Source organism: Tautonia sp. JC769 (assembly GCF_040717455.1).
GTDB lineage: Bacteria > Planctomycetota > Planctomycetia > Isosphaerales > Isosphaeraceae > Tautonia.
The window spans coordinates 22,690-48,250 of the sequence record NZ_JBFEFH010000022.1 but is presented as its reverse complement, the minus strand read 5'-3'; the positions used below and the strand labels follow the sequence as shown (position 1 = coordinate 48,250).

The following is a 25,561-nucleotide window of genomic DNA, read 5'->3' as shown; positions in this document are numbered from 1 at the left end:
CTCCACCGGTCTCGTCCCGACGAGATCCTGACGATTTCCCTCAATTTCCCCCGGCTCGACTCAACCCGACCGCCGTCCGCCTCCCATCACGAAAAAAAAAAGGAGTCCCGACGATCATGGACCCGAAGACGCTCAAGTACGCCCCGACTCACGAATGGGTCTCGATCGACGGCGACGTGGCGACCGTCGGCCTCTCGACCTTCGCCGTCGAGCAGCTCACCGACCTCATCATGATCGACCTCTCCAAGGCCACCCCCGGCGCCACCCTCGCCGCCGGCGACTCCTTCGGCGAGGTCGAGAGCGTCAAGTCCGTCAACGACCTCTACGCCCCCCTCTCCGGCGAGGTCATCGAGGTCAACGGCTCGGTCGCCGACGACGTGAACCAGATCGCCCAGGACCCCCTCGGCTCCGGCTGGATCCTCAAGCTCCGCCCCTCCAATCCCGACGCCGAGCTCGCCAAGCTCCTCGACCACGACGCCTACCAGAAGAAGGTCGCCGAGGAGCACTGATCGGCGACCGTGGGCGCATTCCTCGGGATCGACCTTCCTCGAACTCAGGACGCATCCGAAGATGACGACGCCCCGAGGAGTGCCCTTCCCCAGGGCCTGGCCGTCGATCGAGCTGCCGGGCTACCGCGACCATCCCGAACTGGCGACCTACTCGTTCTTCGCGTACGAGTCGCTGCCCCCCGTGCCGTCCGAGCACTTCCGAGGCGACTTCGCGTGGCTCAAGGGCCAGCCGATCCATGACCCCCCGGCGGCCCGGTGGGCGGAGGACGCCTCGACCCGATTGGCCGCGCTCGCCGGCGAGGCCGAGGCGAAGGGCCTGACGATCCCCGGGCCGTTCCTGACCTTCATGGCGGACCCGGAGCTCGTCGGCCGGATCCGATCGTGCACCGACTGCTACTTCGAACTCCCCGATCGACTGTTGCGCCCCCCGTGGGACCCCAGGGCGGCGCTCGTCCACTTCCTTTCCGACTCGCAGGAATGCCTGCTCTGGTACCTCTACCTCGATCCGGACTCGGGGCCGGTGGTCCTCGCCTCCGCCGACATCTACGGCGATTTCTCCGAGCCGGCCCCGGAGGCCGACCCTCCGGAGACGCTTCACCACGACGAACCCGCTGACGCCGACTCGCCCTGGGACGAGGGCCCCTGGCTTTGCAGCACGTCGTTCGAAGAATTCCTCTACCGCTTCTGGATCGAGAACGAGATCTGGTATGCGATCTCCGACGACGAACGCCCGCTGACCGACGAGGAACGGGCGTATGCCGAGCACTACGCGACCTGAGCGGGGGAATCCTCGGCTTCGCCGCCCCGGTCGTTCGAGCCGTGTCCCCATCTCCCAGGGGGAGTGTCCCGGAAGTCGCCTCGTCGCCCGCATGCCCGTCCCGTAGAATAGGCGCCTACAATCACCCCGTGGGCCGGGCGATCGCGCGTCGGTCCTCGCGCCGCCCGATCCTCCGAACCCCATGGCAGGCAATGGCCTACATCCTGAACACGGACGAACAGACGCGGGAGATGCTTGAGACGATCGGCCTGGAGTCGCTCGACCAGTTGTTCGAGATGGTCCCGCCGGATGTCCGCCTCGATCGGCCGCTCGACGTGCCGCCGGCCCAGACCGAGATCGAGCTGACCCGGCACGTCGGCGGGCTGGCCGCGAAGAACGCGAGCATCGACGATCGACCCTGCTTCCTCGGCGGCGGCGCGTACGACCACTTCATCCCCGCCGTGGTCGACATGCTCGCCAGCCGGGGTGAATTCTACACCGCTTACACCCCCTATCAGGCCGAGGCCAGCCAGGGCACCCTGCAGGCGATCTTCGAGTATCAGACCCTCGTCGCCCAGCTCACCGGGCTGGATGTCTCGAACGCCAGCCTCTACGACGGCGGCTCGGCCGTGGCCGAAGGGGTGCTGATGGCCCTGGCCTCGGGCAACCGGCACGGCCGGGTCGTGGCCAGCGCGGCGGTCCACCCCGAATACCGCGCCGTCACCCGGACCTACCTCGAAAACCTCGACCCGGAACTCGTCACCGTCCCGGCCCGCAACGGCCGGACCTCGCTCGACGACCTGATCGCCGCGATCACCGACGACACCGCCGCCGTCATCCTCCAGCAGCCGAATTTCTTCGGCCAGCTCGAGGACATCGAGCCGCTCGTCGCCGCCGCCAAGGAACGGGGCGCGACGGTCATCGTCAGCGTCGACCCGATCGGCCTCGGCCTGCTCAAGCAGCCCGGGGCCTATGGCGCCGACATCGTCACGGCCGAAGGACAGCCGCTCGGCAATGCCCTCGTCTACGGCGGGCCGTACCTGGGGATGCTCGCCTGCCGCGAGTCGTACCTCCGCAAGATCCCCGGCCGCCTCGTCGGCCAGACGCTCGACCGCGACGGCCGCCGCTGCTTCGTCCTCACCCTGCAGACCCGCGAGCAGCACATCCGCCGCGAAAAAGCGACCTCGAATATCTGCACCAATCAAGGATTGATGGCCCTTCGCGCCAGCATCTACCTGGCCGTGATGGGGCCGACCGGTCTCCGAGACGCCGCCGAGCAATCGGCCCGCAAGGCCCACTACGCCGCCGATCGCCTGGCCGAGATCCCCGGCCTCTCCCTCCCTTTCGACGGCCCCTTCTTCAAGGAATTCGTCGTCCGATGCGAGGGGAAAGACCCGAATCGGGTCCTGGCCGAGGTCGGCCGCCTCGGCTTTCACGGCGGCATCGCGCTCGGCCGCTGGTATCCCGAGCTGGCCGACGCCATCCTCGTCGCCGTCACCGAGAAGCGGACCCGATCCGAGATCGACGCCCTCGCCGACGCCTACCGCGAGGCGCTGGCCGCCGTCTGAGTTCCGGGCATCGTGATTCGTGCGATTCGGGGTGGCCGGGGGCGTGTCGCCCCCACCGATCGGCCTCGCTTGCGAGCGACACGACCCGGCCCGCCCCGCCCCCTTGCCACCGTCCCCAGGGGCGCAGCGTCCGATCCGTCACGGCCCTCCCCCTCGTTCGGAGCCGAATCCCATGTCGACCCGCACCCGCCCGATGACGAGCGACGAGCTGCTCCGGTTCGACGACCCGTCGGTGCGGGTCGAGCTGGACCGCGGAGGCCTGATCGCCATGCCCTTACCCGGCGGTCGTCACGGCCGGATCGGCTCGAAGATCCTCCGGCGCGTCGGCAATTTTGTCGAGGACCACCGCCTCGGCGAAACCTACACCGCTGAGACCGGATTCCTCCTTCAGCGCGATCCCGACACGGTCCGCGGCGCCGATGTCGCCTTCGTCTCCCGAGCCCGCCTCGAACCCCTTGGAGACCCTGAAGGCCATCTTCCCCTCGCCCCCGATCTGGTGGTCGAGATCGTCTCCCCGAGCGACCGCCCCGGCCGGATCGCGTCGAAGCTGACCGAATGGCTTGACGTTGGGGCGCGGATGGTCTGGTGGGTGTACCCCGACCGCCGCGAGGTCGTCGAGCATCGCCCCGGCCTCGCCCCCCGGGCGATCACCGCGGCCGAGGATCTCGACGGCGGCGACGTCTTGCCCGGCTTCCGCGTCCGCCTGGCCGACCTGTTCGACGGAGGAGCCTGATCCCATGCGCAAACGCGACGCGGCCCGGCGCCACCGGCGAGCGGTCGTCATCATCGCCGCGATGGCCGGGGCCTTGCTCGTGCTGCTCGCCTCGGTCGTCCCCTGGGCCAGGACCCAGTACGACGCGAAGGGGATCGAGCCGTCCCCGGCCGTCGCGGCGATCTTCCGGATCAGCCAGGCCGTGACCGATCAATTGACGCTTGTCCTCTTGCTCGTGGCCGTGCTCGTCGGCCTGCTCTGGACCTCCTTCGGCCTGCTCGATCGCGCCTCGCGGTCGCGGGCCTGACGCCTTGGCAAGCTCCTTCGGCTCTTGGCCTGACCTCGACCAGCGGAACACCGGCATCAACCGCCCTGCACGCATTTCCTTTTTTCCTCGGATTGGCGACGACCCATGTTGAAAACCGACCTGCCCCCGCTCCTGTTCGAATCGTCTCGCCCCGGCCGTCGCGTGCGGATCGTCCCCCCCTCGGACGTGCCCGACCGGCCGATCGACGACCTGATCCCCGCCGAGCACCGCGCCGATGCCCCTCCTCCCCTGCCCGAACTGGGCGAGCTGGACGTCGTCCGCCACTACACGAACCTCTCGAAGTTCAACATGGCGATCGACGCCAACTTCTACCCCCTCGGGTCGTGTACGATGAAGTACAACCCGAAGCGGAACGAGCGGCTCGCCTCCCTCTCCGGCATGGCCGGCCTGCACCCGTACCAGGATGAATCCACGATTCAAGGCATGCTGCAGCTCCTGTTCGAGCTGCAGCACGACCTCGGCGAGATTGCCGGCCTGCCCGCCGTCAGCCTCCAGCCGGCCGCCGGGGCGCAGGGCGAGTTGACCGCCTTGATGGTCGCCGCCGCCGCCTTCCGCGACCGCGGCGAGCGCCGCACGACCGTCCTCGTCCCCGACAGTGCCCACGGCACCAACCCCGCCTCGGCCCAACTGGCCGGGTTCAAGGCGGTGACGGTCAAGAGCGACCCGCGCGGGCTCGTCGACCTCGACGACTTCAAGGCGAAGCTCACCGACGAGGTCGGCGTGTTCATGATCACCAACCCGAACACCGTCGGCCTGTTCGACGACCAGATCACCCGGATCGCCGAATTGCTCCACGAGCGCGGGGCCTTGCTCTACCTCGACGGGGCCAACATGAACGCCATCCTCGGCGTGGTCCGGCCGGGAGACATGGGGGTCGACCTCATGCACTACAACCCGCACAAGACCTTCTCCGGCCCCCACGGCGGCGGCGGCCCCGGCGCCGGGCCGATCGCCGTCCGAGACCACCTCGCCCCCTATCTCCCCGCCCCGACCGTCGCCCGACGCGACGACGGCACCTACTTCCTCGACCACGACCGCCCGAAGGCGATCGGCCGCGTCCGCTCCTTCTTCGGCAACGTCGGCGTCCTGGTCCGAGCTTACTGCTACATCCGTTCGCAAGGTCCCGAGGGGCTGAAGGCGGTCGCCCAGCACGCGGTCCTGAACGCCAATTACCTGCTCGCGAAGGTCAAGCACGCCTACCCCGTGCCGATGGGCGAGCGCTGCATGCACGAGTTCGTCGCCTCGGCCCGCTCGATGGCCCGCGACCGCGGCGTCCGCGCCATGGACATCGGCAAGCGCCTGATCGACTACGGCTTCCACGCCCCGACGGTCTACTTCCCCCTGATCGTCTCCGAGGCCCTGATGATCGAGCCGACCGAGACCGAGAGCAAAGAAACCCTCGACGCCTTCGCCCGGGCCCTGCTTTCCATCGCCGAGGAGGCCCCCGACCTGCTCCACGCCGCCCCCGTCACCACCCCCGTCAGCCGCCCCGACGAGGTCGCCGCCGCCAAGCGCCCGATCCTCCGCTGGTCTTCCGACACGCCCAGCCCTCCCTCGACTTCGGTTCCCCCCGTCCCCGCCGCCGACCGAGGGACGCTCGTCTCCCCCTCCTACTAAATCACTCGGACACAGAAGTCACGAACCGCCACCCCCGGGGTGATCTCCTCGCTCGTCGCCGCCGGGGTGGCTGGGCCTTCGGCCTTTCACCCTTCCTCTCGACGTTCGCCTGCATCCTTCTTCCTGCCCCCTGCCTCCTGCCTACCGCCCCCAAGGAGTCTCGCCCGATGCAATGCCGCGTCCTGCCCCACGAGGCAGGGGACGGGCCGTGGAACATGGCCGTCGATCACTGGATGCTGGACTCGGTGCTCGCCGACCCGGGCACGGCCATGCTCCGCACGTACGAATGGTCGGTGCCGACCCTGAGCCTCGGCTACTTCCAGCATCGGGCCGAGGCCGACGCCGACCCCCGATGGCAAGACGCCGCCCGGGTGCGTCGGGCGACCGGCGGCGGGGCCATCTGGCACGATCGTGAGCTGACCTATGCCCTGGTCCTGCCGGCCGATCACCCCCTGACACGCCGCTCGAAGGACCTCTATCGCGCGGTCCATCAGGCCATTGTTGGCGTGCTGGCCGAGCGGGGCATCCATGCCCGGCGTCGGGGGGAATCCGAGGCCCGCGTTGGCCGCGATCGCCCCTTGCTCTGCTTCCTCGACCGCGACGCCGAGGACCTCGTCGTGGGCGGTTCCAAGGTCCTGGGCAGCGCCCAGCGCCGCCGGTCGGGGGCCTTGCTGCAGCACGGCTCCCTCCTGCTCGAAACCTCCGGTCGCACCCCCGAGTTGCCCGGCCTGGCCGACCTCGCCCCCGGGGCGGCCGTCGAGGCCCCGGACGCCTGGGCCGGTTCGGTCCGGGATGTGCTATTGAAAGCGGTAGGGCTTGAGTCCGAGCCTCATGTGTTCATGCATGCTGAGCGGGCCGAGGCCGAGGCGATCGCCGCGGCGATCTACCGCTCGGCCGGTTGGACCGATCGCCGGTGATTGCCCGCGATTCCCGCGTGGAACCCTTGCAAAGGGCTCACGGACTGGTAAGCTCGACGTCGATAATGGACGTGATCTGTTCTCACACCCGTGGACCTGAACCGGCCTGCAAACCTTGCCTTGCGGCAGGACAGGTTACAATTCCTCCTGGAAAGGTCTTCCGGACGGAGCCACGTCGGGTGGGGGCCGGTTGGACCCACCGAGCGGTGTTTCGATTCATGTCCCACGCTCCGCTCTCGCCGCTATTACTTCCGTCTGCTTCCATTTCCTGGGACCGTCCGGGACGGCCGACGCGCACGCTTGGGGGCGTCTTCGTATGAGCGCGAAAGTCTCGCTGATCGTCGTTCAAGGCAAGCCCGAGGGGAAGGTCATTCCCCTGGCGACTCCCCTGTTCCGGATCGGACGGGGAGAGGGCTGCCACCTGCGCCCGAACAATGAACAGGTCAGCCGCAACCACGCCGAAATCGAGCAAACCGAGCAGGGTGTCGTCCTGCGCGACCTGGGCAGTCGCAACGGCACCTACCTGAACACCCAGCGGCTCGAGCCCAACAGCGAGCAGATCCTCAAGAACAAGGATCTCGTGCAGGTCGGCCCCTTGACCTTTGCCGTCTCCATCCAGGGTGCCGTCGCCGCCGCCTCAGCCGCCCCCACCGCCGCGCCCGACAAGTCCGACCGCGCGATGGCCAAGGCCGCCTCGCTCGACGAGCTGAGCAACGACGACATCGACTCCTGGCTCGTGACCGACAAGGACAGTGCCGCCCCCCCCGAACGCCCCTCCGGCGTCTACACGGGCGACACCATGACCTTCTCCTCCTTCCAGGAGGCCAGCAAGTCCGACCACCAGGTCCCCGCCGCCCCGGCCGAGCCCGAAGCCGCGGCCGCCCCCGAGGTCGAGCCCGAAGCCGCCGCCGAGCCCGAGCCCGAGGCCGAGGCCGAGGCCGAGCGTCAAGCCGCCTCGGCCGGGGAAGACGACCTCATCTACGACAAGCTCGACGACGAATACGACCCCGACGCCCCGCCCGAGGCCGAGGAATTCGTCGACGAGTCCAACCCCTTCTTCTCCGCCAAGAAAGAGGAGGAGGAACAGCCCGCCTCCGCCAAGAAGAAGGAAGAAATCGATTCCAGCCGCGCCGCCGAGGACATCCTCCGCAAGATGATGGAACGCCGACGCGCCTCCCGCTGATCGGTCGGGCCATCCGTCCCCGCCGGGCGGCCTCGTCGCCGGCCGCCCGGCGTCCCCTCGCCGGGTCCGGGATCGCGCCGCACGACGGATGAGCCACCGCCGCTCGGCGATCGCCCAGGCGGTGCTCACCCGGTGGCGGGGGCGTCCGTGTCCGCCCTGCCGGCAAGGCCGCCTCGCCGCCGCCCCGGACCTCGGCTCGGCCCCTCTCGGGGGGCAAGCCCAACCCAGGTGTCCTTGCCACCCACCGACCGGCCCATCCCCCGAGCGAGCGCCCTGCCCGTGACCCTCGATCCCGCGTTGCCGCCGAACCTCGCCCCCCTGTTCGATCGCCTGGAGGCGCGGGTCGTGGGGCAGCGTCCCTTGCTCGATCGCATGGTCATCGCCCTGCTGGCCGGCGGCCATGTCCTGATCGAGGGGGTCCCCGGCCTGGCCAAGACCCGGGCCGTCCGTGCGCTCGCCCATGCGCTCGACCTGCCCTTCCGGCGCATCCAGTTCACCCCCGACCTGCTCCCGGCCGACCTGACCGGCACCCAGGTCTACCACCCCCAGACCGGCCGCTTCGACATCAAGCACGGCCCGATCGTCACCAGCGTCCTCCTGGCCGACGAGATCAATCGCGCCCCGGCCAAGGTCCAGAGCGCCCTGCTCGAGGCCATGCAGGAGGGCCAGGTCACCATCGGCGACGAGACGATCCGCCTGCCCGACCCCTTCTTCGTCCTCGCCACCCAGAACCCGATCGAGCAGGAGGGGACCTACCCCCTGCCCGAGGCCCAGCTCGACCGCTTCCTCATGAAGCTCGTGGCCGGCTATCCCGACCGCGAGGCCGAGCTGGCCATGCTCGACCTGCCCGGCGTGGCCGACACCCAGATCCCGCTCGACCCCGATCCCCCCATGCTCGGCCCGGTCGAGGTCCGGGCCCTCCGCGCCGCCACCGCGGCGATCCGGGTCGCCCCGGCGCTGAAGTCGTACATCGTCGACCTGATCCGGGCCACCCGCGACCCGCACGAATACGGCCTCGACCTCGGCCCGCTCATCGAGCTGGGGGCCAGCCCCCGGGCCACCCTCGCCCTGGTCCGCGCCTCGCAGGGGCACGCCCTCATCTCCGGGCGCGACTACGTCACTCCCTTCGACGTCAAGGCCGTCGCCCCCGACGTCCTCCGCCACCGCCTGCTCGTCTCCTACGAGGCCGACGCCGAGGGCCTCTCCCCCGACGCCATCCTCCGCCGCGTCCTCGACTCGATCCGGGTCCCCTGACCGAGCGGTCGCACGCGAAAACCGTGTTCAACCGCTGGTAGGCAACCGCAAGCGGAACGTCGCGCCCCCGCCTGGCGTCTCCTCGACCTCGATCGACCCGCCGTGGCCGGTGACGATGCTGTGGCTGATCGCCAGGCCCAGGCCCGTGCCCTCGCCCACCGGCTTGGTCGTGAAGAACGGGTCGAACAGCCGGGGGAGGTGCTCGGGGGCGATCCCGCCGCCGTCGTCGGCGATCTCGATGACCTGGGTCTGCCCCTCGTCGTGCAGGCGAATCGAGATCCGACCGCCCTCGGCTCGCCCGAGGTCCTGGATCGACTGGCCCGCGTTGATCAGGAGGTTGAGGATCACCTGCGCGATCTGATTGGCCACGCACGGCACGCGGGCCAGGTCCGGCGGCGCGTCCACCTCGACCGTGATCTTCGCCTTGCGCAACTGGCCGTGCGCCATCTCCAGGGCCGAGGCCACCAGCTCGCTCAAGGGCACCAGCTCCTTGGCCGGCGGGGCGGTCCGGGCCATGCTCCGCAGGTTCGAGACGATGCTGGCCACCCGCTGCACCCCCTCTCGGGTCCGGGTGATCAGCCGATCGGTGTTCTTCCGCACGTACTCCCAGTCCAGATCCGCCTCGACCTCCTCGATCCGGCGGACCGCCTCGGCCTCCATGCCCGGCCGGACCCCCTCGTACGATTCGATCAGGCTGAACACCCCGCGCAGGTCGCGCTCCAGCACCGCCAGGTTGTTGGCGACGTAGGCCAGGGGGTTGTTGATCTCGTGCGCCACCCCCGCGCTCAGCAGGCCGATCGAGGCCAGCTTCTCGCTCTGGATCAGCATGTCCCGCATCCGCTGCCGCTCGGTCAGGTCGCGGATCGAGCCGATGTACTGCAATTCCTCCCCCAGGCCGAACGCATTGAGCGACAGCTCCAGAGGGAACAGCTGCCCCCCCTTGCGCCGCCCTTGCATCTCGACGGTCCGGCCCACGAGGCGCTCGGCCGGGGCGGCGCACTCCTCGCACTCGCCGCAGTCGCCGACGATCGGCAGCTCTCCCGGGTTCAGCAAGACCAGCGAGAGCGGACGCCCGAGCACCTCCGTGGCCTCGAAGCCGAAGGTCCGCTCGGCGGCCGGGTTGAACAGGCTGATCCTCCCCCGGCAATCGGTCACGATCACCGCGTCGAGCGTCGCCTCGGTCAGTTGCCGGTAGCGTGCCTCCGATTCGAGCAGCATCCGGTTCTTCTGCGAGAGGATCTCGGCGTTCGTCGCCTGCGACTCGGCGAACTTCCGCCGCGTCTCCTCCAGGGCCTTCCGCTCGGTGACGTCCCGGACCACCACCAGCACCGCCGTCTGCTCGCCGAGCTGGATCGTCGAGCTGGTGATCTCGACCGGAATTTCCTGGCCGCTCTTGGCCCGGTGACGGCCTTCGTACCGCATGTGGCCGTCTCGGAGCTGTTGCCTGAGCCGCTCCGAGAAGCCCTCGGCGAACCCCTCGGCGTCGATGTCGAAGGTCGTCAGCCGCAGCAGCTCGTCCCGGCTGTAGCCGAGCAGCCGGCTGGCCGCCGGGTTGGCCTCGAGGATCTTCCCCTCGGTGTCGTGCACGAACACCGCGTCCTCGATCCCGTCGAACAGGACCTGCGTGCGCTGCCGAGAGGCGACCAGGGCCGCCTCCATCTCCTTCTGCTCGGTGATGTCCTGCACGGTCGTCCGGATGCCCTGCACCCGGCCGTCGGCGTCGACCCGCAGGCGCTCGCGGATCATCACGATCAGCGACCGGCCGTCCCGCCGCCGATAGGTCCGCTCGAACGGCACGAGCATCCGACGCCCCGCGATCTTCTCGGCCACCGACTGCCGCGCCACGTCGCGCTGCGACGGATCGACCAGCTCGAAGATCGGACGGCCCACCAGCTCCTCGCAGTCGTAGCCGAGCATCTCGCACTCGGCCCGGTTGATGGCCACGATCGTGCCGTCGCAGTCGATCTCGTGGTAGCCGAACGGGGCCTCGTCGAACAGGTGCCGGAACCGGGCCTCCGACTCTCGCAGCGCCCGCTCTGCCTCCTTCTGATCGCTCAGGTCGGTGATGAACGAGTAGAAGGCCATCGGCCGGTCCTCCTCGTCGTAGAGGACGTCGGCCACCAGGTCGACCGGCACCAGGTGCCCGTCGCGGGCCCGGTATTCCTTCTCGTACCGGAGCGGACGCCCCTCGGCCAGCAGCCGATTGCGGGCCTCGATCGTCGTCTCGTGCCAGCGCTCCGAGGTCAGGCCGACGATCGTCCGGCCGATCAGCTCCCCGGGCTCATAGCCGAGCAGGTCGCAGAAGGCCCGGTTCGCCCGCAACAGGGTCCCGGCCAGCTCGATGATGATGAACGGCTGCGCCGACCGCTCCAGCAGGGCCAGCGCGAACGGCCCGATGCACCGCGACAGCGCCGCCTCCACCTGCTCCCGAGACGGCCAGAGGACCGATTCCGCCGTCACCAGCCCGGCCCCGTCCCGGGGCTCCGGGGTCCCCGTCTGCCTGGCAGACTCCACGGCTCGATCCTCCCTCCAAACCCCCCGGGGTTGCAATCGCTTCGCCCGGCGCGATCTTGACCGGATCCGCCCCGAAGGACCACCATTGAAAGTATACGGGTCGCTCCGGCCGATCCTCCATGAAAAACCCATACCGCCGGCCGATTGCTCCTTCGCGGGGCGTTTTCGCGTCGATCCCACAAAGAAGGTCCGGTCCGCCTCCCCCCGAGTCCCCCCTCGATCGCCCGCACGTGGCGTCTCGTCGCCCCTTTTACGTCCCGAGGTCCAACCCCTTCCATGCCCTCGTACTCGCACCACCTGTTCATTTGCGGAAACGTCCGCGACCCCGGCCATCGTCGCGGCAGTTGCGACCCGACCGGCGACGGCGACCTCCGCTCCGCCTTCAAGAAGGCCCTGAAGCGCGCCGGGCTCGCCCAGACGGCCCGCGCCAACTTCGCCGGATGCCTCGACCAGTGCGAGCACGGCCCGGTCGTCGTCATCTATCCCCAGGGCATCTGGTACGGCCCCGTCACCGAGGAGGACGTCCCCCGGATCGTCTCCGAAACCCTCCTCAACGGCCGCGTCCTCGACGACCTCGTCATCGCCGACGACTGCCTCAACAACCCCGACTGCCCCCACCGCTCCTGACGTTTCGTTTGATTGACCCCGGCCTCGACACCGACCCCCAACCCGACCCCATCGCTTCGGGATGAGCTGACCACGCCATGAGCACCGACCCTGCCTCTCCCTCGCTCCCTCCCGTCGTCGCCACCGTCGCCGAGTGCCGCCGCCTGGTGGCCGAGGCCCGGGCCTCGGGCAAGTCGATCGGCTTCGTCCCCACCATGGGGGCCCTGCACGACGGCCACGTCCGCCTGATCGACGCCTGCCGACACCATTGCGGCTTCCTCGTCGCCTCGATCTTCGTCAACCCCACCCAGTTCGGCCCGAACGAGGACTACCAGCGCTACCCCCGGACCCCCGATGACGACCACCGCCGCTGCGCCGAGAGCGGCGTCGACCTGATCTTCGAGCCGACCGTGGACGAGATGTACCCGAACGGCCCATCCGCCACCTTCGTCGAGGTTCCGGGCCTCTCCTCGGTCCTCGAGGGCAAGAGCCGGCCGACCCACTTCCGCGGCGTGACGACCGTCGTGGCCAAGCTCTTCGGCATCGTCCAGCCCGACCTGGCCGCCTTCGGGCGCAAGGACTTCCAGCAACTGGCCGTCATCGCCCGCATGGTGGCCGACCTGAACATGCCCGTCCGCCTGCTCCCGGTCGAGACCCACCGCGAAGGCGACGGCCTGGCCATGAGCAGCCGCAACCGCTACCTCTCCAGCGACCAGCGCCGGGCCGCCGTGGTCCTCTCCCGGGCCCTCCGGGCCGCCGCCGAGGCCGTCGCCTCGGGCGAGCGCTCGGCCGATCGGGTTCGACAGGATCTTGCCCGGGCGATAGAATTGGAGCCGATGGCCCGACTCGACTACGCCGAGGTCGCCGACGCCGAGACGCTCGACCCGATCGACGACCTCTCGGCCGGCCGGCCGGCCGTCGCCCTGGTCGCCGCCCGGTTCGGCGACACCCGGCTCATCGACAATACCCTCTTGCCGACCCTAACGTCGGAATCTTCATGCAATTGAAGCTGCTCAAGGGCAAGCTGCACCAGGCCGCCGTCACCGGTTGCGCCCTGCATTATCACGGCAGCCTGACCCTCGATCCCGAACTGATGGACGCCGTCGGCATCCTGCCGTACGAGTCGATCCTCGTCAGCAACATGGCCACCGGCGACCGGGCCGAGACGTACGCCATCCCCGGCACCCCGGGTGCCCGGCAGGTCGAGCTGAACGGCTCGATGGCCCGCCTCGGCGCCCCCGGCGACCGCGTCATCGTCATGGCCTTCGCCCTGCTCGACACCGACGAGGTCGAGGGGCATCAGCCCCGCGTCGTCGCCCTCGACCGCGAGAATCGGATCCTCGAACGGCTCGACGCCCTCTACACCCCGCTCGGCCTCCGGGCCGCGGTCGCCCCCTGAGCGTGTCATCGTCGCCCGCGGCGGGGCCTCGCCCCGGTCGCTGGCGGCCCGATCCGGTCCGATCCGACCGCTCGCGTCAGCCGGCCGCCCGGCGCCTCGTCCCCCGGTCCTCCGTCCCCCTTCCCCCTTGCTCAGGACGCCGCCGACCATGTGGCAGGTCCTCTTCGAGATCCCCGGCACCGGGTTCCGCGTGCACGGCTTCGGCCTCATGCTGTTCCTGGCCTTCATCGTGGGGATGAACCTCGCCTCGTGGCTGGCCAAACGCTCTCGGGTCGACCCGAACGACGTCTTCGACCTGGCCATCTGGGTCATCGTCGGCGGCCTGCTCGGCGCCCGGGGGTTCTACGTCGTCCAGCACCGCGAAACGATCAGCACCTTCTGGGACATCTTCAAGATCTGGGAAGGGGGGATCGTCCTCTACGGCAGCCTCATCGGCGCCGGGGTCGGCTTCACCCTCTTCTGGCGATTGAGGCGCTTCCCGTTCCTGCCGATGCTCGACGTCGTCGCCCCGGCCATCGCCGTGGGCGTGGCGCTGGGGCGGGTCGGCTGCTTCCTCAACGGCTGCTGCTTCGGAGACACCTGCGATCTGCCCTGGGCCGTCCGGTTCCCCGCCGAGACGCTCCCGTGGCTCGACCACGTCGGCGCCGGCCTGATCGCGTCGGACGCCCCCCGGTCCCTCCCCGTCCACCCGACGCAGCTCTACTCGACCCTCGACGGCCTGATCCTGATGGCCCTGCTGCTGGCCTATTTCCCGCTCCGCCGCCGAGACGGCGAGGTGATGGCGCTCCTGCTCGTCACCTACCCCATCACCCGATTCCTGATCGAGCGCCTCCGGGACGACGAGGGGGCCATCTTCGCCGGCATGACCATCTCGCAGAACATGAGCATCGTCCTCCTGATCGGCGGCCTCGCCTTCTGGGCCTATCTCCTCGGCCGGCCCCCCGGACGCTGGGCCGATCGCCCTGAAGCGGTCGCGCCGTCGTCTCCGCCGAGGCCCGGCCCCGCCGCCCGCCCTTGATCCGGGGTCATTCGACGGCCTCGGGCCGCGCCGGGCGTCCGGAGGATCGCCCGGACCGCCGCCAATCAATGATGGATTCCCCGCAACGAGCGTCCGATACCTGAGCTGTCGGGGTCCGACCCTCGATGGCGAGTGGCCTCGCGGTCCCCCGCACGCCGGCCGCTCCCGGCCCCGACCCTCGGCCGGGCATTCCGATCCGATCCGATTCGATCCGATCCGATCGGAAGGGCAGGGGAGCCGAACCGACGGGGCTCGGGGGCTGACACGGACCGAGGGCATCGCGAGGCGCAGGGCGAGGTCAATGGATCACACGGCGATCAGGGAATCGGCCCTCGAGGCGCTCGACGCGATCGCGCAGTCGATGGGCCTGGATCTCGACCTGGCCGACGCCATGCGGGCCCTGGCCGAGGCCGAGCGGGCCATCCCCGGCCCCTGGCAGGACACCTGGGCCGACCGGCTCGAACGGGCCGGGGCCGCCGTCGGCCTGCGCATCCAGCAATCGGACCGGCCCGCGCAGGAGCTGCTCACCCGCAGCTACCCCCTGACCCCGCTGCTGGCCTTCCTCGACCGCGAGGCCGGGCCCTGCTGGATCCTGGTCACGGCCTCCAGGGCCGGGCAGGTGCGCTATACCGTCTACGACGATGCCGAGCAGCGCGAACGCCCGCCCATCCGCTGGGCCCCGGCCGAGGAGATCGAGCAGCGCCTCGGGCCCGACGCCGACCGCGTCCGATGGGCGTTGGTCCAGCCGCTCACGCCGCTCGAAGGGATGCGCGGCGGCCGATTCGAGCGCGAGGTGGCCGTGCCCCTCAAGCCCCTCTCCCGCCTGATCGCCCTGCTCAAGCCCGAGCGGCAAGACCTGGTGGCGATCGTCGTCTTCACCATCATCATCGCCTTGCTCTCGCTGGCCACCCCGGTGGCGGTCGAACGCCTGGTCGTCACCGTCTCGCTGGGCACGACCTACCAGCAGGTCGTCTCCCTCTCGGTGATGCTCTTCCTCGCCCTGCTCGTGTCGATGATCTTCCGGGTCATCTCCTACTACATCATGGAGATCATCCAGCGCCGCATCTACGTCCGGATCGTCTCCGACGTCTCCTATCGCCTGCCCCGGGCCCGCCTGGAGGCCTTCGATCGGCTCTACGGCCCCGAGCTGGTCAACCGGTTCTTCGAGTTCGTCCAGATCCAGAAGCTCACGTCGGTCCTGTTCCTCGACCTGCTCTCGCTCATCATCCAGGCGCTGGTCGGCATGATCGTGCTGGCCTTCTACCACCCGTTCCTGCTGATCTTCGACGTCGTGCTCATCGTCCTGAGCCTCTGGGTCGTCTTCGTCTCGGGCCGGGGGGCGATCGCCACGGTCCTCGAGGAGTCGCGCGCCAAGTACGCCTCGGCCGACTGGCTGGAAGACCTGGCCCGCAACCCGATGACCTTCCGCAACCGGGGCGGACCCGAGCACGCCCGAGAGCGGGCCGACTCGGTCGCCCGGCTCTGGCTCCGGGCGCGTCGGTTCCACTTCCAGGTCGTCTTCAATCAGGTCATCAACGCCCACCTGCTGGCCGTGACCGCCATCACCGGCATGCTCGCGCTGGGCGGCTGGCTCGTGATGACCGGCCAGCTGACGCTCGGCCAGCTCGTGGCCGCCGAGCTGATCGTCGCCGTCGCCACCAGCTCGCTCATCTCCCTCGCCAAGCACTTCGAAGGGTTCTACGACCTGATGGCGGCCATGCAGAAGCTCGGCTACCTGACCGACCTGCCGCTGCACAGCGAGCGGGGCGAGCAGCACCGGGTCGAGCCGGGCAGGGGGGCCGCGCTCGCCCTCCACGACGTCTCGTACGAGTACCACAGCCACGACTCCCACGGCCGAGGCGACCAGATCCACGACGGACACCATCACGCCCTGGCCGAGCTCGACCTGGAGATCGCCCCCGGGGAGCGCGTCGCCCTGGTCGGACCCGACGCCTCCGGGCGCTCGACGCTCGTCGAGCTGCTCGCCGGCCTGCGCGACCCCTCGACCGGACGCATCCTCTACGACGGGGCCGACTACCACGACATCCACGCCCGCCAGCGCCGCGACGAGATCCAGCTCGTCCGCGAGGTCGAGGTCTTCCACGGCTCGCTCGTCGAGAACGTCCGGATGGGCCGCGAGACCCTCTCGTTCGACGACGTGCAGGAGGTCCTCGATCGCGTCGGCCTGCTCCGGGAGCTGGAGGCCTTCCCCCGGGGCATGCAGACCGACCTGACCACCGGCGGCGCCCCCCTCTCCGACGGCCAGGCCCGCCGCCTGACCCTCGCCCGGGCCCTGGCCGGCGCCCCCCGCCTTTTGATCATCGACCAGACGCTCGACGCCCTCGACCCCGGCGTCCGCGCCCGGGTGCTCGACGCCGTCTTCCATCCCGAGGCCCCCTGGACGCTCCTCGTCGTCACCCACAGCGCCGACATCGTCGAGCGCTGCCACCGCTCGGTGACCCTGAAGGCCCCCCCCACCTTCGAGCCTCACCTCGTCCGGCCGATCCCCACCAATGTCCTCGACCTGCCCGAGGACCAGGACCATTTCGACCCCGACGAGCCCCCGCACCGCCCCTGGTACGTCGACCAGACGAGGACTCCCCCCGAGGTCCCTCCCCGGGCCCATGTCCTGCCCGCCCTCCGGCTCGTGCAGTCGATGGGGCCGCTGAGGCGCCTGAGCAAGGTCCTGGTCGTCCTGCTCCTGCTCGCGCCGGTCGCCCTGGCCTTCGTCCCCTGGCGGCAGAACGTCCCCGGCCAGGGCCGCGTCGTCGCCTTCAACCCCCAGGACCGCCGCCAGCCGATCCGCGCCACCATCGACGGCCGGGTGATGCGCTGGTGGGTCGTCGAAGGCTCGCAGGTCAAGCGCGGCGACCGCATCGTCGAGCTGGAGGACAACGACCCCGAGTTCCTCGAACGCCTCGGCCTGCTGCTCGAGGCCGCCCGCGAGCAGGTCCGGGCCGCCGACGCCCGCCGCCAGGCCTACGAGGAAGTCGTCGTCGCCCTTGCCGAGACCCGGGCCCGCGCCATCGAGGCCGCCCAGAAGCAGCTCGACATCGCCATCCAGAACGTCGAGGTCGCCCGCCAGAACCTCGAGGCCGCCGAGGCCCGCGTCCGGGCCACCGCCCCCGACTACGAACGCAAGCGGCGCGGGGCCGCCGAGGGATTAGTCTCAATCCAGGACTTCCAGTTTGCCGAAAGAGCGTATGGCGAGGCTCGTGCCGCTTTTGCCGCCAATGAGGCCGAACTCGTCGCCGCCAACGAACAGGTGGCCGCCCGCGGGGCCGAGCTGGACCGCGTCCGGGCCGAGCTGCAGAGCCGGATCGACTCGGCCCGCGCCGACCTCGAGACGGCCCAGAACAACCTGGCCGAGGCCCAGCAAGGCGTCACCAACGCCGAGGTGAACCTCGCCCGCCAGAGCCGTCGCCTGGTGCTCGCCCCCCGCGACGGGACGATCTTTCGCATCCTGACCGGACAGGACACCGACATCGTCAAGATGGGCGACCCCGTCGCCCTGCTCGTGCCCGACTACCCCGACCCCATGAGCCGGACCGTCGAGCTGTTCGTCAACGGCCGCGACATGCCCCTGATCGAGCCCGGCCGCGAGGTCCGCCTGCAGTTCGAAGGCTGGCCCGCCGTCCAGTTCATCGGCTGGCCCTCGGTCGCCGTCGGCACCTTCCCCGGCCAGGTGATCCTCGTCGACCCGACCGACGACGGCACCGGCCGCTTCCGGCTCCTCGTCGGGCCTCCCCCCGGCCGGGCCGACGCCTGGCCGTCCGAGCGCTTCCTCCGCCAGGGGGTCCAGGTCCAGGGCTGGGTTCTTCTCCGTCACGTCACGCTCGGCTACGAAATCTGGCGTCTGATCAACGGATTCCCGCCCTACGTCGCCCTCGAGGAACCCGTCTCCGCCTCTTGAGGCCGTTTCTCCTGGGCCGGTATTCTTCCCCCGTCTCACCTTCTCCCTCTTCCCGAGGAGACCCCGACCACAGGCCGAGTGACCCGGTTCGGCTGGATCAACCCCCTCGTGACGCGGTTCCGCTCTCCCAACCCTCGCCTCCTTCGGGGGAGAGGGTGGCCGAAGGCCGGGTGAGGGGGAACTGGGCCGACGCACCGAGCCTCGCGATCCGAACTCAGACCCCTCACCCCGGTCCTCTCCCCGCGAGCGGGGAGAGAAGGCCAATTCAACCCTCGCCCTCTTTTGGGCGAGAGGGTGGCCGTCAGGCCGGGTGAGGGGGCCGATGCCTCGAACGCCATGCCTCGCGATCCGAACCCAGACCCCTCTCCCCGCCCCCGGGGGATCGGGGGCCAGACTCAACCTCCTCCCCTCGTTCCAGGAAGGTACTCAACTTCCTTCCCATGACTCCCTTACTGCCTACTGCCCACTGCCCACTGCCTGCTCGTAAGAGGGCCCGATGAATACGAGGATCTGGCTCGTCTTGCTCTCGATCTCCGCCTGGACCCTGGGAATGGCCTCCCAGCCGGGCGAGACGCACCTGGCGATGCAGGACAGCACCCAGGAAACCCCGTTCCGCCCCTTCCCGTTCTCCATCCCCCCCGAGCGGCAGAGCGGGCCCCCGCGCGCCGAGGGCGAACTGCCCTCTGAACGCAGCCTGCCCCCGACCGACATGGCCGGCCAGCGCGAGGGGCCTCCCCGCGCCCAGGGGGTCGCCCCTCCGCTCTCGCAGCCCGAGCAGCTCCGGCCCGAGCCCCTGCCGGGCCGCCCCCCGCTCGGCCCGGTCCTCGGCGTCGGGGAAGACGACGTCCTTCCCCCGATTTTCTCGCAGACCGCGCCCCTCGACCTGCCCGGCCTGTCCGACGACTCCCCCGGCTCCTCCAGCTACGGCGGCGCCCGGCCGAATGCCCCCATCGGCGGCGGCGTCGGCGGCTTCGGTTTCGGCCCTCCCCCCCAGCTCGGCCCGAGGCCCGGCTCCGACGTCGACCTGTTCGGCTCCCCCGGCCCCTTGCCGCCGATCGCCCCCGGCGAGCAGCCCGACCCGGACGAGATCCGCCGCCTCGTCGAGCCGATCGACCTGATCCCCTCCGAGGGCCTTTTCGCCGAGTTCTCCCCCTTGCTCCCGCAGCCTCCCCCCGTCGCCGACCCCGAGCCGGACGTCCCCCTCGGCCTCTCCGAGATCCTCGCCGCCGCCGAGAACTCCTACCCGCCGTTCCTCGAAATCCTCCAGCAGCCCCGCATCGCCACCGCCGACCTCCAGCGCGTCCTCGGCCCGTTCGACCTCCGCGTCGACGCCGAGGGCCGCAACTGGGCCCTCGGCTACTACCAGCGGTATCTCTACGACGTCTTCGCCTCCCAGCGGTCAGCCAACTGGGGCACGCGCTACTTCGCCGGCTACCGCCTCGGCCTCGGGGTCTGGCCGATCTATTACCAGTACCTCGACACGCTCAACGGCGGCGCCTACGTCGCCGGCATGGAAGTCCCCCTGCTCAAGAACGGCCCGATCGACGCCGAACGCGCCAAGGTCATGCAGGCCGAGATCGCCCGCCGCCAGGTCACCCCCGCCGTCTCCCGGCGCCGCATCGACCTGATCCGGGACGTCACCAAGGTCTACTGGAACTGGGTTGCCATCGGCCAGAACTACTGGATCAAGGCCGAGCTGCTCCGGATCGCCGAGGACCGCAACCGCGCCATCGCCCGTCAGATCGAATTGGGCCTGATCTCGCCGCTCGAGCTGGTCGACAATCAGCGGATCATCGTCCAGCGTCAGGCCATGGTCCTCGACGCCAAGCGGCGCTTCCAGCAGGCCGCGCTCGAACTCTCGCTCTACAACCGAGACTCCCGCGGCTTCCCCAGCATCCCGTCCCCCGACCGCGTCCCCCCGGCCTTCCCCCGGATGCTCAGGCCCGACGTCGACCGCCTGGGAGACGACATCGAGGCCGCGCTCCGGCTCCGCCCCGAATTGCTCGACCTGGACCTCGAATCGCAGGTCCTCACCATCGACCGCCGCCTGGCCGAGAATTCCCTCCTGCCCGAGCTGAACTTCTACCTCTACGCCGAGCAGAACACGGGGCCCCCGAAGAATACCAACCGCGACGACATCGCCGCCCAGGTCGAGCAGCGCATCGAGCGCAACAAGGCCCCGTTCATCATGGAGGCCTCGCTGCTCTTCTCCGTCCCCCTCCAGCGTCGCGAGCCCCGCGGCCGGCTCCGCGTGGCCGACGCGAAGATCACCCAGCTCCGGCTCCGCCAGCAGTTCCTCCGCGATCAGATCGAGGTCCAGGTCAAGGACGCCGTGGCCGCGCTCCAGGCCACCTACGGGCAGATGATCGCGCTCGAACAGGCGTACGAGGCCGCCCGACGCCTCGAACTGGCCGAGCGCCGCCGCTTCGAGCTGGGCCTCAGCAGCGTCCTGCTCGTCTACATCCGCGAGCAGGCCACCGCCGACGCCCTCTCCCAGACCGTCGACGCCGGCTACCGCTTCTTCACCTCCCTCGCCGACTACCGCGCCGCCCTCGGACTCGACGCCCTCCCGCCCGACTCCGTCACCGTCCCCCTCCCCCCCGATCATTTCAATTATCTCGAATACCACGAGACCGGCCGCTATTGACCGGCCGCGTCCCCGGCCCGCCTTGGCCGCTCGATCGTGCCGGGGCCGAGTCGTCGCCGCGAGGGCGTCACCAGATCACATCGGCTCCCTGCTCGCCGTTCGACTCGCCGACGAGGGCGACGTCATACTCCCGGAGCGAGCCGACCTCGATGGCGTCCCCATAAGGATCCCTGTTCGCGTTGAGGGCGTGCGGCTTATTGATCGCGACCACCTGGTACGGGACGCAATCGGAGAAGGAGAGCGTGATCTGGGCGCCCGCGGCCAGGTCGGTCTTGTTGCCCTGGTCCTGCGGGATGTCCGCGGCGTTCGAATACCAGCCCTCGATCCTCCAGACCACCAGGTCGTCCGGGCTGTTGTTCTGGAGCAGCAGGCGCCGCAGCCCCCGCTCGCCCACGGTGACCTCGCGGGTGACGGGCGAGCCGCCCCCCACCGGGAAGGCCTCGAGCCGGTAAGTCGCCTGCCGCGAGATGATCCGGCTGAAATCGTCCTGCGAGACCGCGCCACAACCCGACGGCTCGACGTCGTGGATGGTCGTGCCGTTCTCCCTGATCACCACGCGGACGGCGTCGACGACGTGCCAGCTCACCCAAACCCCATTGCCCTGGCAGGGGACGAAGTCCGGGTTCAAGACCGGGTCCAGCCAGGCATTGAACGAGACGACCTCGGCGGGGATCGCCTGGACGTCAAGCACCCGTGCATTGCTCTGCAAGCCTCGGCTCGTGACCGACACGGTCCAGCTCCCGGGCGGGAAATTGCTGCCCCGGCATCGGATCGAGGTCGGGCCGATGTCCAGGATCTCGAGCGTCCGGGTCGTCTCCCCGGCCTTCGAGGCCCTGACCACGGTCTCTCCGGCCTTGAAGCAGGTGCCGGCCAGTTGCAGCTCGAAGGCCCGGCAGGCCTGCACGGCCTGCGGGGTCATGGCGTCGAATGTCGGCGTGTCGAAGACCTCGATCGCGATCGAAGCGCCCAGATGCCCCGCGGCGGTGGCCGTCAGCACCACATCGAGGCATCCGGTCCCGGTCGCGACGACCGAGACGCTGCCCGCGTCCTGCCCCTCCGGGATCACGGCCGACGGCGGGACCTGCAGCCGGTTGGGGTCGCCGCTGGAGAGCGACACCGCCACCCCGCCCGCAGGGGCCGGGCACGAGATCCGAACCGTGACGTCGGCCGACTGGCCCACGAGCAACGACTCCGGCCCCGTCAGGTGAATCTCCTGCGTCCGTTCGACCGTGATCCGGCCCTCGGCCTGCCCGCAGGTCGAGCCGTTGACCACCGACGCCGCCCGAATGACGTACTCCTCGTCCTCCCGGGCCGTCACCACCAGGCTCCCGGAAGGCGGCAGCCCCTGGCCCGCGACCGTCCCGTCCGACGCGATCACCCGCACCTCGATGTACTGGCCCGGGTCGGCCCATCCGCTCTCGCTCCCGAGGTCGAACTGCCAGGACAGCGTCACCGGGCGACAACCTTCCTCCGCGACCGAGACCTGCGTCGCCCCGCTCGCCGAACCCTGCTCGCCGGCGGCATGCAGCAGGACCAACCGGGGCGGCGGCACCACGTCCAGCCGGTTCCGGCCCGTGCAGGCAATCTGAGTCGCGTCGAACCCGGCGCGGGCCAGGTCGAGCACCGGGTTGCGCAGCATCCCCGTCATCCGGAAGCACGAGTCGATGAACGCCATGTTCCCGGGAGTCCCCGCCGCCGCCCCCCGGAAACCGAGGCAGCCGGAGAACAACGCCTCGCCCAGCCGAACCCGCACCAGGTTCGCCGACGTGCTGATCGTCTCCAGCCGGACCCTCCTGTTGAACGCCCGCTGCAGCAGCACGTTGCACACGCCCGTCGACGAGAACGATTGGCCCGCCAGCGGCCGGATCTCCAGCTCGACGTCCGTCGCCCCGAGGCAAACCGCGGAGGGGCTGATGCTCCCGATCACGTCCTCGCGCGGGCACATCGCCGGCGGCTGGTAATTCGCCGCGGCATCGACGATCTCGTCGACGCAATCGACCCAGAACCTGCACGGGAGGCCCCCGACACCGCCCCCGACCCCGCCGCCCGGGCTCGGCGTCCCCGGACCCGGGATCGGAACTCCGCCCCCCCCTCCGGGGCCGCCCCCCGGGATCGGGCCGCCCCCCGGGATCGGGCCGCCCCTCGGCCAGTCGAGCGGCTCATCCGGCCCGAGGCCCCCCCCGGGGCCGATCGGGGGCTGGAACGAGGAACCGCCGCCGAACCGCCCATCGAGGACCTCGTCACGGAACCCTTCCAGCGCGAAGGCCCGGTCCTTGATCAGGTCGGCCGTTTGCCGGGCCAGGGCCCCCGGCTGGGTCAGGTCGCCCAGCCGATCCGCCCGCAAGCGGTCCAGCAGGAACCCGGCCGCCGTGGCCACAAACGCCCCGGCCGCATCGACGATGCAGGGGGGGCCTCCCCCCCGGGGGCCCGCCGACCGCATCAGCCCGCCGGCGCCGGGACTCCCCCCCATCCTCATCCAGGCCGCGGGGCCGCCGGAGCCGACCGCCCCCCCGCCCCCCATGGACCCGGTCGGGCGGTCCGCCAGGGGGTTGCTCGTGCCCCGGCCCGGTTCCCCCACCATGCGGAGGAACTGCCGATCGGCCGATCGATCCCCTTCCAGCACGCGCCGGCCCAGCGAGGCCAGCGTATTCAACTCCCGGATCGACGCATTCACCCACGAGGGGACGAGCGGTCTCCCGTCCCGTTCCGGCACGCGACCCTTCAGCGCCTCGGCAATCCGGGCCAGCGTCTCGACCGCGACCAGGTCCGGCCCCCGCTCCGGGCGCCGCGGGGGCCCGGCGACCGCCGCCGGGCGGCCCGCCCCGGGCGCGTCCAGCATGAGCTTCAGGCGAGCCGCGGTCGATCGCGGGACGATCGTCTCCGCCCTGCCCATCACCGAGCCTCGCTCGCACAGCACCCGCAGCTCGACCGGCTCGGACGAGAGCCCGTCCACCGCCTTGCGCCGCAGCAGGAATCGGCCCCGAGCGTCCACGGGCACCCGGCACAGCTCGGCCCCGCCCCCCGGGTCGACCACGCAAACCTCTTTCGGCCTCCCCGAGGGCCTGCCATCCGCGCCGAGGATGGTGCCGACGACGTAGCCCGTCGGGCGTCGGTCCAGTTCGCCGCTCATGGGAACCCCTCCTCCGGATGCCAATCGACCGGCCGGTCCCGAACTCGGGTCCGATGCTCGCGGAACACGACAAGGTTCCCCGAGCCAAATCCACACGTCAATCCCTTCATCGGGAAAAAGGAATGTCGATCGGACCCGCCCGTCCCCTCGCGGCATCGCGATCGGGGGCGAGGGTCGAATCCGCCCCCCTCTCCCCGCCCGCGGCGCAAGGGCCGGGGTGAGGGGGCTTCGCAAAGCCTCCCCGCGAAACGCACCGAGGGGCGAGGCCCCCCTGGTCCACTCCCAATCGATGGAGTGGACCAGGGGAACCCCGCCCCTCGGGCGTGGATCAGATGACTGTCTCGACCCGACCCGACTCGCAAGGCCGCTGCGAGCATGCCTTGCAAGCCGAGACGCGAGAAACGAGGCCGCTCGTCAACCGACTCAGAACTGGTCGGCGCTGATGACCTCGCCGCCGCGGGTCGTGCTCAGGGCCCGCCAGGTGAAGATGTCGATCGTGTTCTTGACGAACCGGACCGAGCCGTCGCCCATGGTCACGTTCACGCCGCCCGGGTGTCGGCTGCGCGAGGCGAACATGTTCGGGTTGGTGGCGTCGGACACCGCGCAGGGCGGGTTGTCCATCATCGGGTACTTGCAGTAGCTGGCCGAGTAGATGCGGTCGGGCAGCGGCGAGTTCGGGGCCAGGTAGCTCGTGTAAGACGAGCCGTCACCCCACCAGACGAAGCCGCGGAGGTCGACGCCCTGGGCCACGATCACCTCGCCGTGGATCATCGTGTTGCTCAGGCCGTCGCGGATGTCGCCGAACTTGACGACCTGGCCGGGGGTGGCCGATCGGGCCGGGTCGCCGGGAGATCGCTCGTTCAGGTAGCCATACGGGGCGCCGCCGAAGGCCACGCCGTTGAGGTTCGCCTGCTGGGCGTAGCCGGTGTTGCCGTAGTTGCCGGCGTAGTTGTACGACTGGACCCCGTAACGGACGCCGTTGACCGTGACGGTCAGCGGGGCGTTCGGCGAGTCGCTCGGGCACGACAGGGCGTTCAGCCGGGTCGAGACGGCCGTGGCATTCGCCGCGCCGCCGTAGCGGAGCGAGGTATTGCCCATGACGCCTTCGGACGTGGCGCTGCCCTGGGTGTTGTACGACGAGTAGACCGCGTCCTGCTCCAGGTACGGCAGGACGTAGCCCACCCAGGTGCCCCAGCAGCAGCCGAGCCGGCCGGGGGGCAGCGAGCCGTGGGTGCTCTCGTAGTTGTGCACGGCCAGGCCGAGCTGCTTCATGTTGTTCGTGCACTGGGCGCGGCGGGCGGCCTCGCGGGCGCTCTGCACGGCCGGCAGCAACAGGGCGATGAGCACGCCGATGATGGCGATCACCACCAGCAGCTCGATCAGGGTGAAACCGCGACGACGATTCGGATTCATGAGTCCGTCCTTTCGTGAACAGATCGGAACGAATAAAAAAAAGGGAGACGAAGGCCGGGAGAGACGTGCGTCGAAC

18 protein-coding genes are annotated in these 25,561 nt (G+C 70.2%); 15 read left to right on the top strand and 3 right to left on the bottom strand.

Annotated features, from left to right (window positions below; genetic code table 11):
• Nucleotides 1–116: 116 nt before the first annotated feature.
• The 9 genes from gcvH to AB1L88_RS19545 all read left to right on the top strand — a co-directional run bounded on the left by gcvH (nt 117) and on the right by AB1L88_RS19545 (nt 8,845).
• Nucleotides 117–509, top strand: a complete 393-nt coding sequence (gcvH, locus tag AB1L88_RS19585) for a glycine cleavage system protein GcvH (RefSeq protein WP_367098379.1) — start codon at nt 117–119, stop codon at nt 507–509.
• Between the two features lie 61 nt (nt 510–570).
• Nucleotides 571–1,287 (top strand): hypothetical protein, encoded by a 717-nt coding sequence (locus tag AB1L88_RS19580; RefSeq protein WP_367098378.1) that lies wholly within the window; start codon nt 571–573, stop codon nt 1,285–1,287.
• A 191-nt stretch (nt 1,288–1,478) separates the two neighbouring features.
• Nucleotides 1,479–2,834: an aminomethyl-transferring glycine dehydrogenase subunit GcvPA gene (gene gcvPA / locus AB1L88_RS19575; RefSeq protein WP_367098377.1), complete on the top strand. Its 1,356-nt coding sequence runs from the start codon at nt 1,479–1,481 to the stop codon at nt 2,832–2,834.
• Nucleotides 2,835–3,006: 172 nt separating this feature from the next.
• The gene (locus tag AB1L88_RS19570; RefSeq protein WP_367098376.1) at nt 3,007–3,567 is read left to right on the top strand and encodes a Uma2 family endonuclease; all 561 of its coding nucleotides are present in this window, start codon (nt 3,007–3,009) and stop codon (nt 3,565–3,567) included.
• A gap of 4 nt (nt 3,568–3,571) precedes the next feature.
• Nucleotides 3,572–3,853 (top strand): hypothetical protein, encoded by a 282-nt coding sequence (locus tag AB1L88_RS19565; RefSeq protein ID WP_367098375.1) that lies wholly within the window; start codon nt 3,572–3,574, stop codon nt 3,851–3,853.
• 105 nt (nt 3,854–3,958) lie between these two features.
• Nucleotides 3,959–5,491, top strand: coding sequence for an aminomethyl-transferring glycine dehydrogenase subunit GcvPB (gene gcvPB, locus AB1L88_RS19560; RefSeq protein WP_367098374.1), 1,533 nt, complete (start codon nt 3,959–3,961; stop codon nt 5,489–5,491).
• Between the two features lie 167 nt (nt 5,492–5,658).
• Nucleotides 5,659–6,408, top strand: coding sequence for a lipoate--protein ligase (locus AB1L88_RS19555; protein WP_367098373.1), 750 nt, complete (start codon nt 5,659–5,661; stop codon nt 6,406–6,408).
• 316 nt (nt 6,409–6,724) lie between these two features.
• On the top strand, nt 6,725–7,591 hold the full coding sequence (locus AB1L88_RS19550) for an FHA domain-containing protein (protein ID WP_367098372.1): 867 nt from the start codon (nt 6,725–6,727) through the stop codon (nt 7,589–7,591).
• Nucleotides 7,592–7,870: 279 nt separating this feature from the next.
• A complete protein-coding gene (locus tag AB1L88_RS19545) occupies nt 7,871–8,845 on the top strand; it encodes a MoxR family ATPase (RefSeq protein WP_367098371.1) in 975 nt (324 codons plus the stop codon).
• Between the two features lie 27 nt (nt 8,846–8,872).
• Here the strand turns inward: AB1L88_RS19545 and AB1L88_RS19540 are convergent, their stop codons facing one another.
• Nucleotides 8,873–11,359, bottom strand: coding sequence for a PAS domain S-box protein (locus AB1L88_RS19540; RefSeq protein WP_367098370.1), 2,487 nt, complete (start codon nt 11,357–11,359; stop codon nt 8,873–8,875).
• 276 nt (nt 11,360–11,635) lie between these two features.
• Between AB1L88_RS19540 and AB1L88_RS19535 the strand changes: the two genes are divergently transcribed.
• The 6 genes from AB1L88_RS19535 to AB1L88_RS19510 all read left to right on the top strand — a co-directional run bounded on the left by AB1L88_RS19535 (nt 11,636) and on the right by AB1L88_RS19510 (nt 20,942).
• Nucleotides 11,636–11,986 carry a (2Fe-2S) ferredoxin domain-containing protein gene (locus AB1L88_RS19535; protein ID WP_367098369.1) on the top strand — a complete coding sequence of 117 codons (351 nt, stop codon included), beginning with the start codon at nt 11,636–11,638 and terminating at the stop codon, nt 11,984–11,986.
• A 77-nt stretch (nt 11,987–12,063) separates the two neighbouring features.
• Nucleotides 12,064–12,972, top strand: a complete 909-nt coding sequence (gene panC, locus AB1L88_RS19530; RefSeq protein ID WP_367098368.1) for a pantoate--beta-alanine ligase — start codon at nt 12,064–12,066, stop codon at nt 12,970–12,972.
• Nucleotides 12,963–13,364: an aspartate 1-decarboxylase gene (panD, locus tag AB1L88_RS19525; protein WP_367098367.1), complete on the top strand. Its 402-nt coding sequence runs from the start codon at nt 12,963–12,965 to the stop codon at nt 13,362–13,364. The genes panC and panD overlap by 10 nt, the downstream gene beginning before the upstream one ends.
• Nucleotides 13,365–13,512: 148 nt before the next feature.
• Nucleotides 13,513–14,382, top strand: coding sequence for a prolipoprotein diacylglyceryl transferase (gene lgt / locus AB1L88_RS19520; protein ID WP_367098366.1), 870 nt, complete (start codon nt 13,513–13,515; stop codon nt 14,380–14,382).
• A 301-nt stretch (nt 14,383–14,683) separates the two neighbouring features.
• Nucleotides 14,684–18,295, top strand: coding sequence for an ATP-binding cassette domain-containing protein (locus AB1L88_RS19515; RefSeq protein ID WP_367098365.1), 3,612 nt, complete (start codon nt 14,684–14,686; stop codon nt 18,293–18,295).
• A 496-nt stretch (nt 18,296–18,791) separates the two neighbouring features.
• On the top strand, nt 18,792–20,942 hold the full coding sequence (locus AB1L88_RS19510; protein ID WP_367098364.1) for a TolC family protein: 2,151 nt from the start codon (nt 18,792–18,794) through the stop codon (nt 20,940–20,942).
• 67 nt (nt 20,943–21,009) lie between these two features.
• Here AB1L88_RS19510 and AB1L88_RS19505 read toward each other — a convergent pair whose 3' ends face one another.
• Nucleotides 21,010–24,072: a hypothetical protein gene (locus AB1L88_RS19505; RefSeq protein ID WP_367098363.1), complete on the bottom strand. Its 3,063-nt coding sequence runs from the start codon at nt 24,070–24,072 to the stop codon at nt 21,010–21,012.
• Nucleotides 24,073–24,495: 423 nt separating this feature from the next.
• Nucleotides 24,496–25,485, bottom strand: coding sequence for a DUF1559 domain-containing protein (locus AB1L88_RS19500; RefSeq protein ID WP_367098362.1), 990 nt, complete (start codon nt 25,483–25,485; stop codon nt 24,496–24,498).
• Nucleotides 25,486–25,561: the final 76 nt, after the last annotated feature.

What these genes read in the sequence shown, in the direction of transcription:
- AB1L88_RS19550 (WP_367098372.1), top strand. Translation starts at nt 6,725, where the DNA reads ATGAGCGCGAAAGTCTCGCTGATCGTCGTTCAAGGCAAGCCCGAGGGG.
- AB1L88_RS19570 (WP_367098376.1), top strand. Translation starts at nt 3,007, where the DNA reads ATGTCGACCCGCACCCGCCCGATGACGAGCGACGAGCTGCTCCGGTTC.
- AB1L88_RS19505 (WP_367098363.1), bottom strand. Translation starts at nt 24,072, where the DNA reads ATGAGCGGCGAACTGGACCGACGCCCGACGGGCTACGTCGTCGGCACC.
- AB1L88_RS19555 (WP_367098373.1), top strand. Translation starts at nt 5,659, where the DNA reads ATGCAATGCCGCGTCCTGCCCCACGAGGCAGGGGACGGGCCGTGGAAC.
- panD (WP_367098367.1), top strand. Translation starts at nt 12,963, where the DNA reads ATGCAATTGAAGCTGCTCAAGGGCAAGCTGCACCAGGCCGCCGTCACC.
- lgt (WP_367098366.1), top strand. Translation starts at nt 13,513, where the DNA reads ATGTGGCAGGTCCTCTTCGAGATCCCCGGCACCGGGTTCCGCGTGCAC.
- AB1L88_RS19565 (WP_367098375.1), top strand. Translation starts at nt 3,572, where the DNA reads ATGCGCAAACGCGACGCGGCCCGGCGCCACCGGCGAGCGGTCGTCATC.
- AB1L88_RS19580 (WP_367098378.1), top strand. Translation starts at nt 571, where the DNA reads ATGACGACGCCCCGAGGAGTGCCCTTCCCCAGGGCCTGGCCGTCGATC.
- gcvPB (WP_367098374.1), top strand. Translation starts at nt 3,959, where the DNA reads ATGTTGAAAACCGACCTGCCCCCGCTCCTGTTCGAATCGTCTCGCCCC.
- AB1L88_RS19510 (WP_367098364.1), top strand. Translation starts at nt 18,792, where the DNA reads ATGAATACGAGGATCTGGCTCGTCTTGCTCTCGATCTCCGCCTGGACC.
- AB1L88_RS19500 (WP_367098362.1), bottom strand. Translation starts at nt 25,485, where the DNA reads ATGAATCCGAATCGTCGTCGCGGTTTCACCCTGATCGAGCTGCTGGTG.
- panC (WP_367098368.1), top strand. Translation starts at nt 12,064, where the DNA reads ATGAGCACCGACCCTGCCTCTCCCTCGCTCCCTCCCGTCGTCGCCACC.
- gcvH (WP_367098379.1), top strand. Translation starts at nt 117, where the DNA reads ATGGACCCGAAGACGCTCAAGTACGCCCCGACTCACGAATGGGTCTCG.
- AB1L88_RS19535 (WP_367098369.1), top strand. Translation starts at nt 11,636, where the DNA reads ATGCCCTCGTACTCGCACCACCTGTTCATTTGCGGAAACGTCCGCGAC.
- gcvPA (WP_367098377.1), top strand. Translation starts at nt 1,479, where the DNA reads ATGGCCTACATCCTGAACACGGACGAACAGACGCGGGAGATGCTTGAG.
- AB1L88_RS19515 (WP_367098365.1), top strand. Translation starts at nt 14,684, where the DNA reads ATGGATCACACGGCGATCAGGGAATCGGCCCTCGAGGCGCTCGACGCG.